Annotated in this window: 5 protein-coding genes; all 5 read right to left on the bottom strand. The window is 72.2% G+C overall.

Going from position 1 to position 20,181, the window contains the following annotated elements:
• Positions 1 to 2 precede the first annotated feature (2 nt).
• Genes ABD793_RS40050 through ABD793_RS40030 form a run of 5 tightly spaced genes read right to left on the bottom strand, consistent with a single transcriptional unit; the run spans position 3 to position 20,170 of the window.
• Positions 3 to 1,103 carry an acyl-CoA dehydrogenase family protein gene (locus ABD793_RS40050; protein ID WP_344868882.1) on the bottom strand — a complete coding sequence of 367 codons (1,101 nt, stop codon included), beginning with the start codon at positions 1,101 to 1,103 and terminating at the stop codon, positions 3 to 5.
• A complete protein-coding gene (locus ABD793_RS40045) occupies positions 1,096 to 1,368 on the bottom strand; it encodes an acyl carrier protein (RefSeq protein ID WP_344868881.1) in 273 nt (90 codons plus the stop codon). Before ABD793_RS40045 ends, ABD793_RS40050 begins: the two co-directional genes overlap by 8 nt.
• Positions 1,365 to 2,228: a 3-hydroxyacyl-CoA dehydrogenase family protein gene (locus ABD793_RS40040; RefSeq protein ID WP_344868880.1), complete on the bottom strand. Its 864-nt coding sequence runs from the start codon at positions 2,226 to 2,228 to the stop codon at positions 1,365 to 1,367. Before ABD793_RS40040 ends, ABD793_RS40045 begins: the two co-directional genes overlap by 4 nt.
• A 2-nt stretch (positions 2,229 to 2,230) precedes the next feature.
• A complete protein-coding gene (locus tag ABD793_RS40035) occupies positions 2,231 to 13,213 on the bottom strand; it encodes a type I polyketide synthase (RefSeq protein ID WP_425548847.1) in 10,983 nt (3,660 codons plus the stop codon).
• Positions 13,214 to 13,252: 39 nt separating this feature from the next.
• Positions 13,253 to 20,170, bottom strand: a complete 6,918-nt coding sequence (locus ABD793_RS40030) for a type I polyketide synthase (RefSeq protein ID WP_344868876.1) — start codon at positions 20,168 to 20,170, stop codon at positions 13,253 to 13,255.
• Positions 20,171 to 20,181 lie beyond the last annotated feature (11 nt).

Genomic DNA, 20,181 nt, shown 5'->3' with positions numbered 1-20,181 from the left:
CTTCAGGGGTTACTGCGCCGGTCCAGCACGTGCCGCGCCAGTACCAGGCGGGAGATCTCGTTGCTGCCCTCGATGATCTCCATCAGCTTCGTGTCGCGGTACGCGCGCGCGACCACGTGTCCGTCGTCGGCGCCCCACGAGGCGAGCACCTGCATCGCCTTCGCGGCCGCCTGTGCGGCCTGGGTGGCCGCGACGTGTTTGGCGAGCACCGCGGCGACGGCCTGGTCCGGCGACCCGGCGTCCCATTGCTCGCTCGCGCCCCGGCAGACCTGCGTGACGGTCTGTTCGGCGACGTACAGATCGGCGAGGTGTCCGGCGACCAGCTGATGCTCGCCCAGCGGTTTCCCGGACTGCTCGCGCGTGGCGGCCTGTTCAGCCGCGGCGTCGAGGCACGCGCGCACGATCCCGGCGCAGCCCCACGCCACGGACATCCGGCCGTAGGACAGTGCGGTGGTGAACAGCAGTGGCAACGACTGTCGTCCGCCACCGAGCACAGTGGACACCGGCAACCGCACGCCGTCGAACACCAGGCGCGAGTGACCGGCCGCGCGGCAGCCCATCGGCTGCGGCACCGGCTCGATCGTCACGCCGGGCGCGTCGGCCGGGATCATCACCGCGGCCGCGTCCTCGCCGTGCCTGCCGAGCACGAGCAGGTAGTCGGCGTAGCGCGACGCGGTGACCCAGCGCTTCTCGCCGGTCACCACGATTTCCTCGCCGTGGGCCTCGATGCGGGTGGTCATCGCCGACAGGTCGCTGCCCGCGCCGGGTTCGCTGAACCCGACCGCGGCGAGCTTGCCGCCGGTCAGCTCGCCGAGGTAGTGCCGGCGCTGCTCGCGATCGCCGAACCGGCGCACGGCCGTGGCCGCGATCCCGTGCGAGGTCATGATGCTGCGCAGCGAACTGCACAGCCGCCCGACGTGCGCTGTCAGTTCACCGTTTTCCAGGCTGGACGCGCCGGGCCCGCCGAACCGCGCCGGTACTTCCGCGCACAGCAGCCCCATCGAGCCCAGCTTGCGCAGCAGGTCCGCCGGCAGCTCACCGGTGACGTCCCATCCGGCCGGTCCGTCGCCGACCAGCTCGTCCGGGAAGACCAGCTCAGCCATCGTTCTTCCCGCTCAGCCGCAGCACGAGCGCGGTCATCGCCTCGACGCTGCGGAAGTGGTCCAGGGTCAGCTCCGGGCCGACGATTTCGATGTCGTAGGTGTCCTCGAGGTGCACCACGAGCTGCATGGCGAACATCGACGACACGAGCCCCGCGCGGAACAGGTCGTCGGCGGGCTCGACCGGTGCCTTGATCCGCTCGGTGAGGAAGGCCAGCAGCTGCGCCTCGACGGCCTTCGGGTCGGCGGCGGGATTCACGGTGGTCATTCGGCGGCCTTCCGGTAGTCGAAGAATCCGCGGCCGGTTTTCCGGCCGTGGTGCCCGTCGCGGACCAGCTGGAGCATCAGGTCGCACGGGGCGCATTCGGGATCGCCGGTCCGCTCGTGCAGCACCACGAGCGAGTCGACGAGGTTGTCCACCCCGATCAGGTCGGCGGTGCGCAACGGGCCGGTCGAGTGCCCGAGGCAGCCTTCCAGCAGACCGTCGACGACCTCCGCGGACGCCACGCCTTCCTGCACGAGCATCGCCGCGCGGTTGATCAACGGGTGCAGCAGCCGGTTGATCACGAAGCCCGGCGCGTCGTGCACGACGAGACCCTCGCGGCCCAGCGCCGACAACAGCTCGGTGACCCGCTCCATCGTGGCGTCGCCGGTGCCGCTGCCACGGATGACCTCGACCATTTTGATCAGGTACGCGGGGTTCATGAAGTGCACGCCGACGAGCTCCTCGCCGCGCGGAACCCAGGTCGCCATCTCGTCCACCGGGATGCACGAGGTGTTGGAGATCAGCAGCGTGCCGGGTGCGACGAGACCGCCGACCTCGGTCAGCACCTTGTGCTTGACCTCGGTGACTTCGGTGACGGCCTCGATCACGGTGGTCGCACCGGCGATGTCGGCGAGCGTGGTCGTGGTGACCAGCTCACCGCGGCCGCGGCCGTCCGGCAGCACGCCCATCAGCTGCGCGTGCTTGAGCTTCTGCCGCACGGTCAGCCGCGCGGCGGCGAGCTTCTCGTCGTCGACGTCCACCAGCACCACCGGCACGCCGTGCCCGGTGGCGAGTGCCGTGATGTTCGTGCCCATCACACCGGCGCCGATCACGGCCAGCCGGTGTTCGGTGTGGTCGGTCATGGTTACCGTTCTCCTCGCTCGGCGAGCCACGCTTCGACGGCTCGCGCGGTGGTTTCGGCGTGGTCGGCCATCATCGTGAAGTGGTCTCCCGGCACGGTCACCGTCGTGACGTCACGGGCGAAGCCCCAGCGGGAGTCCGGTGCGCTCGTCGCACGGACGAGCAGGGTCGGCACGGCCAGCTCCGGCAGGCCGCGCCAGTCGAACCCGTAGTAGTGCGCCAGCGCGGTCAGCCAGCCATCACCGCCGGTGGCCTCGGCGTCGCCCGCCCCGGCCAGTACCGCGCCGGGGAGCGCCGCGAGGACGTCCTCGGGCACCCCGGCGTCTTCCGGGGTGAACGTGTCGATCAGCACCAGTGCGGACGGTCCGGTGCCGGTCTCCGCCAGCTTCGCCGCGAGCGCGTGCGCGACCAGACCGCCCGAAGAGTAGCCGGCAAGCACGAAATCCTCATCCGGCAACGACTTCCGGATCGCCGCGGCATACGCATCGAGCAGCGCTTCGGGGGTGCCGGCGAGTCGTTGCCCGGTCGTGAAACCGGGGGCAGGCAGTGCGGACACCGCCCTGGCGCCCCGGAAGCCGCGACCGAAGCGGGCGAACTCACGAGCGTCTGCGGTGCCGGCGAACGACGGCAGGCAGACCACGCGCGGCCGCGCCTTTCCGCGCGACACCGGCACCACCGGCGGAAGGTCCTTTTCGGACACTTCGGTGAACTTCGCGCGGAACTGAGCCAGACCTTGCACGAGTTGCATCACCTCGCCTGCACGGCCTTCCTCGGCGGCGCGGAGGTACAGCGTGGTCAACGACTCCAGCGGGGCCGGGGCGGCCGGCTTCGGTGTGTCCTCTTCGGACAACCGGGTGGCGAGATAGGCACCGAGCGCGGCCGGGGTCGGGTGGTCGAACGCGAGCGCGCCGGTGAGACGCAGCCCGGTCACCATCGCGAGCCGGTTGCGGAACTCCACGCCGGTCAGGGAATCCATGCCCTGCTCCAGGAAGCTCGTCTCGACCTCGACGGCTTCCGGTGCGCCGTGGCCGAGCACCGCGGCGGCCTGCGCACGCACCAGCTCGACGAGTATGCCGTCGCGTTCCGCCGCAGCGGCCCGGGTGAACTGCTCCCGCAACGCGGCGCTGGCGGCACCGGCCGAGACGTCCTTGGCCACCCGTGGCGCGGGTGCGAGGCCGCTCAGCACGGCGGGCAGCCGGCCACCGGCACGGGCGACGGCCCGCAGCGTCGGCACGTCGAGCGGGAGCGGCGCGAGCACTGCTTCGTCCCGCTGCAGAGCCAGATCCAGCAGTGCCAGGCCCTGTCCGGCTTCGAGCGAGCCGATGCCGGTGCGGCTGAACTTGGCCCGTTCGGTGCTGCTCAGGCCCTCGGTCATACCGGTCGCGTCCGCCCAGAGGCCCCAGGTCAGCGACACGGCGGGCAGTCCGGCTGCACGGCGACGGGCGGCGAGCGCGTCGAGGAATCCGTTGGCCGCGGCGTAGTTGCCCTGGCCGGGTGCGCCGAGCGTGGCGGCCGCCGAGGAGAACAGGACGAACAGATCGAGGTCGCGGCCGCGGGTGAGACGGTCGAGGTGCCAGGCGGCGTCGGCCTTGGGCCGCATCACGGCGTCGACCCGTTCCGGGGTCAGGGAACCGATCACGCCGTCGTCGAGGACCCCGGCGGCGTGGATGACGCCGGTCAGCTGCGGCACGCGGCCGAGCACCGTGGCGAGCGCGGCCGCGTCGGCGGCATCGCACGAGGTGACGCCCACCGCGGCACCACGGTCCGCGAGATCCGCGGCCAGCTCGGCGACTCCGTCGGCGCTCGGCCCGGAACGGCTGGTCAGCAGGACCTCGGCGGCCCGGCCGGTGTCGGCGAGGTGCCGTGCGACGACTCCGCCGAGTTTGCCGGTGCCGCCGGTGAGGAGCACCGTTCCGGCCGGACGGGGGTCGGCCGGAACGGTGAGCACAACCGGGCCCGGCGCGGCCTTCGCACGGCGCACGTCGAGCACGGGGAAGGGACCGGCCGCCGCCGCGTAGGACTCGTCGCCCATCGCGGTGAGACTCTCGGCCGGGATCGTGACGAAACGGGCACAGCTGTCCGGTGCGGTACCGCGCACGCGATCGCCGGTCGCGAACCGCGTCACGCCGGAACCGGTTTCCGCGACCACACCGGCAAATCCGTCGTCACCGCCGAACACCGCCGCGCGAACCGCCACCCGGACCTCACCCTCCGCAGGGGCAGCCACCGGGCACGGCTCGATGCCGTCGCCGGTCAGGCGCCACGGCTCGGCAGGCAGGACACCCCCGTCCGCGGGCCGGACGAGGCGACGTGTCCGGACGCCGTCGGCGCGGATCGCCAGCTCGGCTTCGGTGGAACTCAACGCCGTGACGAGTGCTTCCGCCGGAGCGTCGGGCGCAAGATCGACGAGCACGAGGCGGTCCGGGTTCTCCGACTGCGCGGAACGCACCAGGCCGCACACCGCCGCACCGGCCAGGTCGGTGATGTCCTCTCCTGGCGTGACCGCGACCGCGCCGCGCGTGACCAGCACCAGCCGGGCGGATTCGAAACCGGGTTCCGCCAGCCACTGCTGCACGAGACCGAGCACTTCGCCGGTCACCCGCCGTACTTGCTCCGGCGTGCCGTCGTTGTCCGGCAGCGTGGCCAACACGATTTCGGGTTCGGTGCCGGCGAGATCGTCGAGCGTGTCGCAGGAACGCGTCTCTACCCCGGGCACGGCCAGCTCACCCAGCACGGCCCAGCCGCCGGCCGGTTCCCGGCGCGCGGCGCGGACCGGTACCCAGTCGACGCCGAACATCGCTTCCCCGGCGCGGTCACCGGTGGGGGTGTCCGCAGCGGTCGCCTTGCGCATCACCACGGCGTCCACAGTGAACACCGGCGCACCCGCCGCGTCGGCTGCGGTGAGCGACAGCCCACCGTCTGCGTCACGGCGCAGCCGGACCCGCACCGTCCGGGCGTGCGCGGCGTGCAGGGCCATACCGGACCAGCCGAACGACAGCCACGTCTCGCCGGAGTCCCAGCCGCCGGTCGCGAACACCCCGGCCTGCTGCGCGGCGTCGAGCAACGCCGGGTGCAGACCGAACACCGCGGCGTCCGCCGAAGCCTCCTCCGGCAGCGTGACCTCGGCGAACACGTCGGTGCCACGCTGCCACACTGCCTGCAGGCCTTGGAAAACCGGGCCGAGCGCGTAGCCGCCCTCAGCGGTCAGTGCGTAGAAGCCGTCGATCTCCACCGGTTCCGCGCCGGCGGGCGGCCAGCTTGCCAAGTCGGCGTCCGGCGCGGGCAGCTCCACGGCCGAGGAGAGCACGCCGGACGCGTGCCGCGTCCACGGCAGGTCGTCCCCGGCACGGGAGTACACGGTGAATGGGCGACGGTCCTCCGCGTCGGGAGCGGCGACCACCGTCTGCAGCCGCACTGCTCCGTCGGCAGGCACCACGAGCGGCGCTTCCAGGGTCAGGTCTTCGACCAGGCCGCAGCCGACGTGCGCGCCCGCGGTGCAGGCCAGTTCGGCGAACGCCGCGCCGGGCAGCACCGTCGCGCCGCGGATCACGTGGTCCGCCAGCCACGGGTGCGTGCGCAGGGAAACCCGGCCGGTGCAGACGAGTTCGCCGCCGTCGGCGCGTTCCACCGCGGCACCCAGCAACGGGTGCCCGACCGGGTCCAGACCCAGCTCCTCGGCGCCGTCGACGTTGGCACCGTTCGGCTTCGGCCAGTAGTGCTGGTGCCGGAAAGCGTAGGTCGGCAGTTCGACCTGGCGGCCGCCGCCGAGCACTGCGGCCCAGTCCACCGGCAGGCCGTGGACATGCGCCTCGGCGAGCGAGCACAACACGCGAGCGGCGCCGCCGTCGTCCCGCCGAAGGGTTCCGGTGAGCACCGGTTCGGCGCGCGTTTCCAGCACGTCCTCGACCGCGGTGGTGAGCACCGGATGCGCGGAAACCTCGATGAAGCTGCGGTGCCCGGACTCGGCCAGCGCGATGGTGGCGTCGGCGAACCGGACCGTGTTGCGGACGTTGGCGTACCAGTAGGCGGCGTCCAGTTCCGGTCCGGTCAGCCAGCGGTTCTCGACCGTGGAGAAGAACGGCACCGCGCCGGTGGTGGGCCGCAGGTCGCGCAACGTCTCGGCGAGCACGGCTTCGACCGGTTCGCACAGCTTGGAGTGCGCGACGAAATCGGTCTGCGGGATACGCCAGCGCAGCACCCGACGGGCACGCAGCTCACGTTCGAACTCCGTCAGCGCTTCAGGCTCACCCGACACGACCGTCGCTTGTGGACCGTTCACCGCGGCGACGGCCAGCCGCGCACCCCACGGCGCAAGCAGTTCGCGGACCTCTTCGGCAGGCAGGACCGCCGACAGCATCCCGCCCTCGACGTCCAGCTCACTCAACGCCTTGGAACGCAACGCAACCACTCGCGCGCCGTCCTCGGGCGACAGAATCCCGGCGACGGTCGCCGCGGCGATCTCACCCTGGCTGTGGCCGACGACGGCGTCCGGGGTGATCCCGGCTGCGCGCCACACCTCGGCGAGCGCGACCATCAGCGCCCACAGCAAGGGCTGCAGGATCTCGGCGGTCTCCGGCTCGGGTGCCCCGTCGGCACCGGTGAGCACGGCGATCGGATCCCAGTCCACAACGGATCGCAGTGCGTAGGCGCATTCGGTGAACCGCTCCGCGAACACCGGCGACTCGGCGAACAGCTGCCGGCCCATACCCGGCCACTGGCTGCCCTGTCCGGGGAACACGAACACGACCTTGCCCGGTCCGCCGACCGGCACCGAACCGGTGACGGCAGCGGAATCCGGCTGCCCGGTCGCCACCGCCGCCAGCCGCGCGGCCAGTTCCTCGCGGTCTTCGCCGACCACCACGGCGCGGTGCGGGAACGTGGTGCGGGTCGTGGCGAGCGACCACGCGGTGTCGGCCGGATCGAGCTCCGGAGCGGCCAGTACGAACTCGCGCAGCCGGCCGGCCTGTGCGGCGAGCCCGTCGGCGGTGCGGCCGGACACCGGCCACGCGTGGACTTCGCCGGTGAGCACCGTGGGCAGGCCGAGCACCGGCGGTGCCTCGACCGAAGGCGGCTCCTCGACGATGACGTGCGCGTTGGTGCCGCTGATGCCGAACCCGGAGATCCCGGCACGACGCGGGCGCGGTCCGGCCGGCCAGGCGACCGGCTCGGCGAGCAGCTGCACGCGCCCGGAGTCCCAGTCGATGTGTGGCGAGCGTTCCTCGGCGTGCAGCGTGCGCGGCAGCACCTGGTGCCGCATGCCCAGCACCATCTTCATGATCCCCGCGACGCCGGCGGCGGCCTGCGTGTGCCCGAGGTTGGACTTGACCGAACCCAGCCACACCGGGCGATCCCGGTCCTGACCGTAGGTCGCGATCAGCGCGCCCGCCTCGATCGGGTCGCCGAGGACGGTGCCGGTGCCGTGCGCCTCGACCGCATCGATGTCCTGAGTGGACAGTCCGCCGCTCGCGAGCGCCGCGCGGATCACGCGTTGCTGCGAAGGTCCGTTCGGCGCGGTGAGGCCGTTGGACGCGCCGTCGGAGTTGACCGCGGTACCACGAACGATCGCGTGCACCGGATGCCCGTTGCGGCGGGCGTCGGAGAGGCGTTCGACGGCCAGCATCGCGGCGCCCTCGCCCATGCCCATGCCGTCGGCATCGGCGGAGAACGGCTTGCACCGGCCGTTCTCGGCGAGCGCCAGCGCGGAACCGAACCCGAACGCACCCGGCGTCGGCATCACCGTGACACCGCCGGCGAGCGCGAGCGTGCACTCCCCGGCGCGCAACGCCTGGACGGCGAAGTGCAGCGCTACCAACGAAGACGAGCACGCGGTGTCGATCGTGACGGCCGGGCCTTCGAGACCGAGCGTGTAGGAGACGCGTCCGGAAAGGACACTTCCGCCGTCGGAAGCCGGGGTGTAGCCCTGCATCGAGCTCTTCGCGAGCACGTTGCCGTAGACCTGCAACCAGCCGCCTGCGAACACGCCGGTGCGGGAGCCCTTCAGCGCCGACGGGTCGATGCCCGCGCGCTCCAGCGCCTCCCACGAGACCTCCAGCAGCAACCGCTGCTGCGGGTCCATCGCCAGCGCTTCTTTCGGCGAGATGCCGAAGAACCCGGCGTCGAATTCGGCAGCGTCCTGGACGAACCCGCCCTCCTGGCCGTAGAGGCCGCGGATGTCCCAGCCACGGTCCTTCGGGAACGGCGAGATCGCGTCGGTCCCGGCGGCGAGGAGGTCCCACAGCTGTTCGGGCGAGCCGACGCCGCCGGGAAACCGGCAGCCCATGCCCACGACGACGATCGGGTCGTCTTCCGCGGCCGTGGCGGTGACCTGCGCGGGCGTTGCTGCCGCGCCGAACAGGCCGTCGAGCACGAACCCGGCGAGCGCGGTCGCGGACGGGTAGTCGAAGACCACGGTCGAGGGCAGCCGGATCCCGGTCACCTCGGTGAGCCGGTTGCGCAGCTCGACGGCGGTGACCGAGTCGAACCCGAGGTCGCGGAACGCCCGCTCGGGCTCGATCTCGGCGGCGTCGGTATGGCCGAGCACCGCGGCGGCCTCGGTGCGGACGAGCCCGACGAGCGTGCTCAGCCGCTCCTCACCGGGCAGCGACGCGAGACGCTGGGCCAGCTCACCGTTCTCGGCTTCGTCGGCGTGACCGGCCAGCGCGCGGACGGCGTCCGGCAGCGTGGACAGCAACGGGCTCGGACGGCGCATCGTGAAGGTCGGAGCGAACTGCTCCCACTCGATGTCGGCGACCGCGAGCAAACCGTCTCCGCCGTCAAGGGCCTGGGCCAGCGCCTCGATGCCACGATCAGGGTCCATCACGCGCAGGCCGTAGCGGCGCAGCTGGTCACCGGCGTCCCCGGCACCCATGCCACCGCCGCCCCACAAGCCCCACGCCACGGACGTCGCGGCAAGACCGCGGGCGCGACGGGATTCGGCGAGGGCGTCGAGCGCGGCGTTCGCGGCCGCGTATCCGGCGAGCAGTCCGCTGCCCCAGGTCGCAGCACCGGAGGAGAAGAGCACGAAGGCGTCGAGGTCACCGGTCAGCTCGTCGAGGTGGTGAGCGCCGTCGACCTTTCCGGCGGAGACCTCGGCCAGCTGCTCGACGGTGGTGTCCGTGACGAACGACGCGCGCGCGACCCCCGCGGCGTGGGCGACGGCGGACAGCCGCGGTCCGGTCGCCGCGATGCGGTCCAGCAGTCCGGCGACCTGGTCGCGCACCCCGATGTCGCATGCCGTGACCTCGACCGCGCACCCGCGGCCGGCGAGGTCCGCGACCAGCGCAGGCACCCCGTCGGCAGCTGCGCCGGAACGGCTGGTGAGCACGAGCCGGTCGGCGCCGCGTTCGGCGAGCCACGCACCCATCCGGCTGCCGATCAGGCCGGTGCCACCGGTGATCAGGACCGTGCCGCGGGGTTCGTAGCGACCCGGCTTCGGCGCGCGGGCCCGCACGAGCCGTCGCGCGAGGAGCCCGGCCGGCCGGATCGCGACCTGGTCCTCACCGCATCCGGCGAGCACTCCGGCGAGCCGGGCGGCGGTCTGGTCGTCCCAGGCGGCGGGCAGGTCGATCAGACCGCCCCAGCGTTCCGGCAGCTCGAGGCCGATGACCTGCGCCAAGCCCCACACCTGGGCCTGCGGGATCGACGGCTGCTCCCCCACCGCACCCGAGGTGAGGGCCCACAGCGGTGCCTCGATCCCGGCGTCGCCGAGCGCCTGCACCAGGGCCAGGGTCGCGGCAACGCCGTTCGGCACCACGGGGTGTCCGGGCAGCGGCCGCTCGTCGAGTGCGAGCAGCGACACGACCCCGGCGTAGTCCCCGGCGGGCAGCGCGGCCAGCAGCTCGTCGCGGCTGGTGGCGTCGGTCTTCACCAGCTCGACCCCGGCACCGCGGGAACGCAGTGCCTCGACCGTGCCGGGTGCGTCGTCGCGGGTGACGACCAGCCACGTTCCGGTCAGGCCGGTGCCCGCCGGTTCCACCGTCGGTGCCCAGGTGATGCGGTAGCGCCAGCCGTTGACCGCCGAGTGCTTGCGCCGGCGCCACGCGGCGAGGGCGGGCTGCAGCTCTTCGACCGTGTCAGTGGCCAGGTCGAGTGCTTCCGCCAGCTCCGCGACGGCACCGCCCTCGACCGCGGCCCAGAACTCGGCGTCCTCGGTCGCCACGGGTGGCTGCTCGAACACCGGCCAGAACCGGCGATGCCGGAACGCGTACGTCGGCAGCGGCACCGTCTGTCCACTAAGGATGGTGCGCCAGTCGACGGTCGCACCTCGGGTCCAGGCCTCGGCGAACGAGGTGAGCAACCGGTCCCCGCCACCGTCGTCGCGGCGCAGGGTCCCGGTGACCACCGGCTCGTCGAGGGTGTCGGAGATCGCTCCGGTCAGCACCGCATGCGGGGAGGTTTCGACGAACACGCCGTGGTCCTCGCCGAGGATCCGGACGGCGCGTTCGAACTCGACCGTCTCGCGGAGACTGGCGTACCAGTACTCCGCATCCATGGTCGGATTCCACTCACCACTCATCGACGACACCAGCGGCACCACACCCTCGTGCGACTCAATGCCCTGCAACTGCCGGACAATCTCCTCCCGCAACTCGTCAACCTGCGCCGAATGTGACGCATAATCCACCGACACCATCCGAGTACGCACATCCGCACCGTCGGCAAGTTCCCGGAGCGCATCCGGATCACCACTGACCACCGTGGACAACGGACCATTCACCGCAGCCACCGAAACCCGGGCACCCCATCGTTTGATCCTGGCACGCACCGCATCCGCCGGTTCCGCGACCGACAGCATTCCACCACGGCCCGCCAGTGCGGTAAGTGCCTTGCTGCGCAAGGCAACCACCTTCGCCGCATCCTCCAACGAAAGGACGCCTGCCACCGCAGCCGCCGCGATCTCCCCCTGCGAATGACCCACCACCGCATCCGGGCGCACACCGGCCGCCCGCCACACCTCCGCCAGCGAGACCATCACCGCCCACAGCGCCGGCTGCACCACGTCCGCCGCTTCGAACCCGTGCACACCGGCCAGCGCAGCGTCCAGGTCCAGATAGGGCGCCAGGGCCGCACGACATTCGGCCAGCCGGGCCGCGAACACCGGCGACACCTGCGCCAGCTCCCGGCCCATCCCGACCCACTGACTGCCCTGCCCGGGAAACACGAACACCGTCCGGCCGACACCGCCCGCGGAGACCGTCCCGGTCACCACTTCCGGCGCGGGCCGTCCGGCGGCCAGGTCGGCAAGTCCGCCGGTCAGCTCGCCGCGGTCGTGCCCGAGCACCACCGCGCGGCGGTCAAACGCCGTGCGCGAGGTCGCCAGCGACCACGCAAGGTCGGCCGGATCCTGCTCCGTACGCGCGAGTACGTGCTCCCGCAGTCGCCCGGCCTGCGCGGCCAGCCCGGCGGAACCCCGGCCGGAAACGAGCCACGGCAAGGGATCCGGCCGGTCGAGGACGGCCGTTCGCACCTCGACCGGCGCGTCTTCCTCCCCGACCGCCGACAGCTCCGGCAACTCCGCCAGCCCCGCCGGCTCCCGCGACTTCCGCGGCTCCGGCGGCTCCGGCGGCTCCGGCGGCTCCGGCGGCTCCGGCGGCTCCGGCGGCTCCGGCGGCTCTTCGAGGATGAGGTGCGCGTTGGTGCCGCTGATGCCGAAGGCGGACACCGCGCCACGCCGCGGGTGCTCGCCCTTCGGCCACGGCATGGTTTCCTGCACCAGCCGCACGTTCCCGGAATCCCACTCGACGTGCGGTGACGGCTCCTCGGCGTGCAGCGTCGCCGGCAGCACGCCGTGCTGCAACGCCAGGACAGTCTTGATCACCCCCGCGACACCCGCGGCCTGCTGCGCGTGCCCGATGTTCGACTTGACGGACCCGAGCCACAGTGGCCGTTCCGCGGAACGGCCCTGTCCGTAGGTGGCCAGCAGCGCTTGCGCCTCGATGGGATCGCCCAGTTCGGTGCCGGTACCGTGCGCCTCGACGAGGTCGACGTCGCCGGTGCCGAGCTTCGCGCTCGCCAGCGCGGCACGGATCACGCGCTGCTGCGAAGGGCCGTTCGGCGCGGTGAGGCCGTTCGATGCGCCGTCGGAGTTGACCGCGCCTCCGGTGAGCACGGCGAGTACCTCGTGACCGTTCCGCCGAGCGTCGGAAAGTCGTTCCAGCACAACGATTCCGGCACCTTCGGCGATGCCCATGCCGTCCGCGCCGGCCGCGAACGCCTTGCAGCGGCCGTCCGCGGCGAGCACACGCTGCCGCGAAAACCCGACGAATTCCGCCGGGTCCGCCATCACGGTGACCCCGCCGGCGAGCGCGAGCGAGCACTCCTGTGCCCGCAGCGCCTGGCTGGCCAGGTGTACCGCGACCAGTGAAGACGAACACGCCGTGTCGACGGTGACCGCCGGGCCTTCGAGACCGAGGGTGTAGGAGACGCGGCCGGAGATGACACTCGTGACGTTGCCGGTGATGAGGTGACCTTCGGAACCGGCCATCCCGGCACCCGCGCCCAGGTAGCCCGACGGCGCGGCGCCGGCGAACACCCCGGTGGCGGAACCACGCAGCGACTCCGGATCGATCCCGGCCCGTTCGACGGCCTCCCAGGCGATTTCCAGCAGAAGCCGCTGCTGCGGGTCCATCGCGAGCGCTTCGCGCGGGGAGATCCCGAAGAAACCGGCATCGAAGTCCGCGACCCCGTGCAGGAACCCGCCCTCCGCGACGTAGGTGGTGCCGGCCGCTTCGGGGTCCGGGTCGTACAACGACTCCACGTCCCATCCGCGATCGGCGGGGAACGCCGAGATCGCGTCGCCACCGGATGCCAGCAGCGCCCACAGCCCCTCGGGATCCCGCACGCCGCCGGGGTAGCGGCAGCCCATGCCGACCACGGCGATGGGCTCCCGCTCGCTGACCTCACGCAGCCGCGCGCGCGTCGTGCGCAGCTTGGCGGTGACCTGCTTGAGGTAGTCGAGGAGCTTCTCCTCGTTCTGCATCCGTGTCACTTCCTTCGACCGGGGCCGGCAGGCGTCGGGCGGATCTGGTCAATCGAGGTCGTCGTTGAGCTCGTCCTCCAGGAGGGCGAATATCTCCTCGGCCCCGGCCGAGGCCAGTGCCTGTTCCGCGGCGGCGTCCTCGGCCGCCCGGTCGGCCGCGCGCGCCCGGAACCGCTGCGCGAGCGCCTCCAGCCGCGCCGCGATCTCCGCGCGTGCCGCGTCGTCCGGCGGGGTGAGCGTGGCCGCCAGCCGGTCCACCTCGTCGAGCGTCGCGGGGTAACCCGTTTCGCCCCCACCGAGCGCACCGAGCACGAACTCGCCCAGCACGGCCGCGTTCGGGTAGTCGAAGACCACCGTCGCCGGCAGCTTCAGCCCCGTCGCGGCGCCGAGCCGGTTGCGCAACTCGACCGCGGTCAGCGAGTCGAACCCCAGATCGCGAAACGCCCGCGTGGCGGGTACTTCCGCGACCGCGTCCAGTCCCAGTACCGCGGCGGCCTGCTTCCGCACCACCTCCGTCACCACCCGCGGCCGGTCCCCCGGCGCCAGCCCGGCGAGCCGGTCCGCGAGCTCGCCTCCACCGCCACTGTCCTCTTCGGACCCCCGCTCGGGCTCCCCCGCCTCGGGGATCAGCTCGAGCAGCGGCCGGTCCCGTTTGGCCGTGAAGACCGGGGCGAACCGCGCCCAGTCCACATCGGCCAGCGCCAGGAAGGTGTCCCCGTCGTCGAGCACCTGTCCCAGCGCCGTGAGCGCCCGGTCCGGGTCGAGGAAGTTCATGCCCTGCCGCACCAGCCGCGCCGGCGTGACGCTACCCGGACGCGCCTGGTCGAGACCAGCGTCCACCGCAGCCCAGTCCCGGGTATCCCAGACACCCCAAGCGATCGAGGTGCCCGGCAGCCCGCGTGTGCGCCGGTTTTCGGCCAGTGCGTCCAGGAACGCGTTGCCCGCGGCGTACGCACCGTGGTCGTTGCTGCCCCACGTCGCGGAGATCGAGGAGAACAACACGAACGCGTCGAGGTCCAGATCCGCGGTCAGCTCGTCGAGATGCACTGCGCCGGTGGCCTTCGCACCCATCGACACCGCGAGGCCTTCGACGCTGGTGTCCTCCAGCCGGGACAGGAACGCGGCGTTGGCGGAGTGCAGGACCCCGCACAGCGACGGCCCTTCCCCGGCGATGCGGTCGAGCAGTCCGGCTACCGCGGGCCGCTGCTCGAGGTCGCAGCACACGACGTCGACGCGCGCACCGCCGTCGGCGATCTCCGCGGCCAGGTCCGCGACTCCCGGCGCCGACGGACCGGACCGGCTGCTGAGCACCACGCGTGGCGCCCCGCGACCGGCGAGCCACGACCCGACGCGGCCACCGATCGAACCGGTGCCACCGGTGAGCAGCACCGTCCCTTCCGGACGCCACTGCCGACCGGGTGCGGTGCGCGTGGCCGAGCGGACGAGCCGGCGCGCGAGGATCCCGGTGCGCCGCAGCGCAACCTGGTCCTCGGTACCGGTGAGGACCGCGCACAGCCGGGCGGCGGTGCGCTCGTCCCACTCCGGTGGCAGATCGATCAGGCCACCCCAGCGTTCCGCGTGCTCCAGTCCGACGGCGCGCCCGAGACCCCAGACCGGCGCTTGTGCGGTGGCGGTCATGGGTTCGTCGGGGGTCGTCGTGACCGCGCCCTGCGTGACGACCCACAGGGGTGCATCGATCCCCGCGTCGCCGAGGGCCTGCACCACGGTGAGCGTCGCGGCGAGCCCGGCAGGCACCGTCGGGTGCGCGGCCAGTGGAAGGCCGTCGAGTGCCATCAAGGACAGGACGCCGCTGATCTCACCACGTGGCAGCTGCGCCGCGAGCCCGGCCCGATCGGTCGCGTCGGTGGTCACCACGGCGACCGTTGCTCCGCGCCCGGCCAGTGCTTCCGCGCTGGCCGCGGCGGCATCGCCGGACGGTGCGACGAGCACCCAAGTCCCGGTCAGCACGGTCGCGGCGGGCTCGGCGACAGGTGTCCAGGTGATGCGGTAGCGCCAGTTGGCCACCGACTCGTCGGCCCGCTCGCGGAGCCGCCACGACGCCAGCGCGGGCAGCACCCCGGCCAGCTGCTCGTCCTCCAGCGCCAGCTGTCCGGCCAAACCGTGCACGTCACCACGTTCGACCGCGGCCCAGAAGCCCGACTCACCCGAATCGACCGGAACCGCCGGAGCGACCGGTTCGGGCCAGAAACGACGGCGCTGGAACGCATACGTCGGCAGCGGCACCTGCTGCCCGTCGAGCACGGTCGTCCAGTCGACCGGCACGCCGTGCACGTATGCCTCGGCGAAGGAGGTCACCAGTCGCTCGGCGCCGCCGTCGTCGCGGCGCAGCGTGCCGACCACGACGGCATCGTCGACGGTGTCCTCGATCGCGCTAGTGAGAACAGCGTGCGGGGAGGTTTCCACGAAGACGCCGTGGTTTTCGCCCAGCGTGCGGATCGCGCGTTCGAACTCGACCGTCTCGCGGAGACTGGCGTACCAGTACTCCGCATCCATGGTCGGATTCCACTCACCACTCATCGACGAGACCAGCGGCACCACACCCTCGTGCGACTCAATGCCCTGCAACTGCCGGACAATCTCGTCCCGCAACTCGTCGACCTGCGCCGAATGTGACGCATAATCCACCGACACCATCCGAGTACGCACATCAGTGCTCTCGGCAAGTTCCCGGAGCGCATCCGGATCACCACTGACCACCGTGGACAACGGACCATTCACCGCAGCCACCGAAACCCGGTCGCCCCATCGCTTGATCCTGGCACGCACGGCATCCGCCGGTTCCGCGACCGACAGCATTCCACCACGACCCGCCAGTGCGGTAAGTGCCTTGCTGCGCAAGGCACTTACCTTCGCCGCATCCTCCAACGAAAGGACGCCTGCCACCGCAGCCGCCGCGATCTCCCCTTGCGAGTGACCCAGCACCGCATCCGGGCGCACACCGGCCGCCCGCCAGACCTCGGCGAGTGAGACCATCACCGCCCACAGCGCCGGCTGCACCACATCCGCACCCACCAACTCACCGGACAGTGCAGCGTCCAGATCCAGATACGGCGCCAGGGCCGCACGACACTCGGCCAGCCGCGCAGCGAACACCGGGGACGCAGCAGCCAATTCCCGGCCCATGCCGGGCCACTGACTGCCCTGCCCGGGGAACACGAACACCGTGCGGCCCGCCCCGCCGGGGGCGGCCGTGCCGGTCACGATCCCGGGCGCAGGCTGGTCCGTCGCCAGCGCGGCGAGCCCGGCCACCGGATCCGGCCCGCCCACCACGGCACGGTGCTCGAACCGGGTCCGTGTCGTGGCCAGCGACCATGCGATGTCCTCCGCCGCCAGGTCCTGGTGCGCCACAACGTATTCGCGCAGCCGGCCGGCCTGCGCGGCCAGCGCGGGCTTCGACGCGCCCGAGAGCACCCACACCGGGCTGCCGGCCGCCACCACCGGCGCCGGACGCACCTCCACCGGTGCGGGTGCCGCGGCAGGTGCCTCCTCGACGATGACGTGCACGTTGGTCCCGCTGATCCCGAACGCCGAGATCCCGGCCCGGCGCGGACGTTCACCGGCGGGCCACGGCACAGCCTCGGTCAACAGCCGCACGTCGCCCTCGGTCCAGTCGACGTGCGGGGTCGGCTCGTCCGCGTGCAGCGTGCGGGGCAGCTCGCCGTGCTGCAGCGCGAGCACCATCTTGAGCACGCCCGCGACGCCCGCCGCGGTCTGCGCGTGGCCGATGTTGGACTTCACCGAACCGAGCCACAGCGGCCGGTCACGGTCCTGGCCGTAGGTCGCCATCACCGCACGCGCCTCGATCGGGTCGCCCAGCGACGTGCCGGTGCCGTGTGCCTCCACTGCGTCGACGTCCGAAGTGGACAGACCGGCATCGGCAAGTGCGGCGCGGATGACCCGGCTCTGCGAAGGGCCGTTGGGAGCGGCGAGGCCGTTGGACGCGCCGTCCTGGTTCGTCGCACTGCCCCGGACAACCGCGAGCACCCGGTGGCCGTTGCGCTGCGCATCGGACAGCCGTTCCAGCACGATCATGCCCGCGCCTTCACCCCAGCCGATGCCGTCGGCCCCGGCGGCAAACGCCTTGCACCGGCCGTCCGCCGCCATGCCGCCCTGCTGGGAGAACTCCATGAACGCACCCGGTGTCGACAGCACCGCGACGCCACCGGCCAGCGCCATCGAGCACTCCCCCGATCGCAGCGCCTGCGCGGCGAGGTGCAGCGAGACCAGCGAGGAGGAGCACGCCGTGTCCACGGTGACCGCCGGACCTTCCAGACCGAGCGTGTAGGAGATGCGGCCGGAGATGACCGCGGTGAGGCCACCCGTGAGCAAGTAGCCCTCGACGCCGCTGTCACCGTTCGCCAGGCCCATGCCGTAGCCGGCGTAGGTGGCGCCGACGAACACCCCGGTGCGCGAACCCTTCAGCGATCGCGGGTCGAGGCCACACGACTCCAGCGCCTCCCACGAAACCTCCAGCAGCATCCGTTGCTGCGGGTCCATCGCCAGCGCCTCACGCGGGCTGATGCCGAAGAACGCGGCGTCGAAATCGGCGGCGTCGTAGACGAACCCGCCCTGCCGGACGTACGCCGATCCGGACGCCACCTGCTCGGATCCGTAGTTCTGCTCGACGAAGTCCCAGCCGCGGTCGGCGGGGAAGCCGGCGACCGCGTCGGTGCCCGTGGCGAGCAGGTCCCACAGCTGCTCGGGGCCGGTCACCCCGCCCGGGTAACGGCAGCCGAGGCCGACGATCGCGATCGGCTCGTCGTTCGCCACGTTCGCGGCGATGCCGGCCTCGGCGTCCGCGCCCAGCAGCTCCGCGCGGAGGCTGCCCGCGAGCGCGGTCGCGTTCGGGTAGTCGAAGACGACGGTCGAGGGCAGTTTGACGCCGGTCGCCGTGGTCAGGCGGTTGCGCAGCTCCACCGCGGTGAGCGAATCGAAACCCAGTTCCTTGAACGCGCGGCCCGGCTCGACCGCCGTCGGCGAACTGTGGCCGAGCACCGCCGCGGCTTCCGCGCGGACCAGCTCGGTCAGCACCCGGTCCTGCTCCGTGCGCGGGAGCCCGGTCAGCCGTCGCCCCAGCTCCGAGTCGGTGCCGGGGTCTTCAACGGCCTGGCTGCGGACTTCCGGCAGGCTCGCGATGAGCGGGCTCGGACGGCGCAGGGTGAACGTCGGCGCGAACTTCTCCCAGTCGACGTCGGCCACCGTGATCGCAGGCTCGTCACCGTCGAGGATCCCGGCCAGCGCGCGGATGCCACGCGCCGGGTCGAGCACACGCATGCCGTAGCGCTGCAGTTGCTCGCCGGCGGGTCCGCCGACCATGCCGCCGCCACCCCACAGGCCCCAGGCGATCGATGTCGCCGCCCGGCCCCGCGCCCGGCGCGACTCGGCGAGCGCGTCGAGGAACGCGTTGCCCGCCGCGTAACCGGCGAGCAGTCCGCTGCCCCAGGTCGCGGCGCCGGAGGAGAACACGACGAATGCGTCCAGCTCGCCGGTCAGCTCGTCCAGCCACCGCGCGCCGTCGACTTTCGCGCGGGTGGCAGCGACGAGGTCGGCCGCCGTGGTCTCGTCGATCGGGCCACCGTCGCCGACACCGGCGGCATGCACGACCGTGGACAGGCTGCCGAGCCGGTTGACGAGGTGCGCCACCTGATCGCGCTCGGCGACGTCGCACGCGAAAACCTCGACCGCGGTGCCCGACTCCGCCAGCTCCGCGGCCAGTGCCGGCCCCGCCGCCGGTCCGGACCGGCTGGTCAGCACGATCCCGCTCGCGCCCCGCCCGGCCAGCCAGCGGCCGACGTGCCCGCCGATCGCGCCCGTGCCACCGGTGATCAGCGCGGTGCCGCTCGGGTGCCACTCCTGCGTGCGGTGCGGGGCCGGAGCTCGCTCGAGCCGCCGGGCCAGCACTCCGGACTCGCGGAGCGCGACCTGGTCCTCGGTGCCGGCCAGGACCGCACGCAGGTGGTCGGCCGTCCGGTTGTCCTCAGTGGAGGGAAGATCGACCAGCCCGCCCCAGCGTTGCGGGTGCTCCAGTGCGGCGACCCGGCCGAAGCCCCACACCTGAGCCTGCTCCGGCGCCGGCACCGGCTCGCCCGGTACCGCGGCCACCGCGCCACGGGTCAGCACCCACAGTGGTGCGCCGAGATCGCGTTGCACCAGCGCGAGCGTCCCGGTCAGACCGTTGTCTTCGGGGACGTACAGGACGCCGTCGAAGTCGCCTTCCGGAACGGTTTCGAGGGTCGCGGTGACCACGTCGACGTCGCCGAGCGCGGCGGTGACCTCGGGGGCTTCGCCGATCACCAGCCAGGTGCCGCTCGGCACGGCCGTCCTCGCGGGCACCGGAGCCCAGGTGACGCGGTAACGGAGGCTTTCGTCGCTCTGCACCGGCTGCCGGATCGGTGCGGGCCAGTAGCGTTCGCGCTGGAACGCGTAGGTCGGCAAGTCGATCGCGGTGCCGCGCACGACGGTCGTCCAGTCGACGGGCACGCCCTGGGTGTAGGCCTCCGCGAAGGAAGTGAGCAGCCGGTACGCGCCACCATCGTCGCGACGCAGCGTGCCGGTGACCACCGGCTCGTCGAGGGTGTCCGCGATAGCGCCAGTCAACACCGCATGCGGAGAAGCCTCAACAAACACACCATGACCCTCACCCAAAATCCGAACCGCCCGCTCAAACTCCACCGTCTCCCGCAGACTCGCGAACCAATACTCCGCATCCATGGTCGGATTCCACTCACCACTCATCGACGAGACCAGCGGCACCACACCCTCGTGCGACTCAATGCCCTGCAACTGCCGGACAATCTCGTCCCGCAACTCGTCGACCTGCGCCGAATGTGACGCATAATCCACCGACACCATCCGAGTACGCACACCCGCACCATCCGCGCTGTCCGCAAGCTCCTGAAGCGCCTCGGGATCACCACTGACCACCGTCGACACCGGACCATTCACCGCAGCCACCG

The organism is Amycolatopsis ultiminotia (assembly GCF_039536925.1).
Classification (GTDB): domain Bacteria; phylum Actinomycetota; class Actinomycetes; order Mycobacteriales; family Pseudonocardiaceae; genus Amycolatopsis; species Amycolatopsis ultiminotia.
Note: the sequence above shows the minus strand (reverse complement) of the source record. Positions and strands in the feature narration are given on the sequence as shown.

What these genes read in the sequence shown, in the direction of transcription:
- ABD793_RS40050 (WP_344868882.1), bottom strand. Translation starts at nt 1,103, where the DNA reads ATGGCTGAGCTGGTCTTCCCGGACGAGCTGGTCGGCGACGGACCGGCC.
- ABD793_RS40045 (WP_344868881.1), bottom strand. Translation starts at nt 1,368, where the DNA reads ATGACCACCGTGAATCCCGCCGCCGACCCGAAGGCCGTCGAGGCGCAG.
- ABD793_RS40040 (WP_344868880.1), bottom strand. Translation starts at nt 2,228, where the DNA reads ATGACCGACCACACCGAACACCGGCTGGCCGTGATCGGCGCCGGTGTG.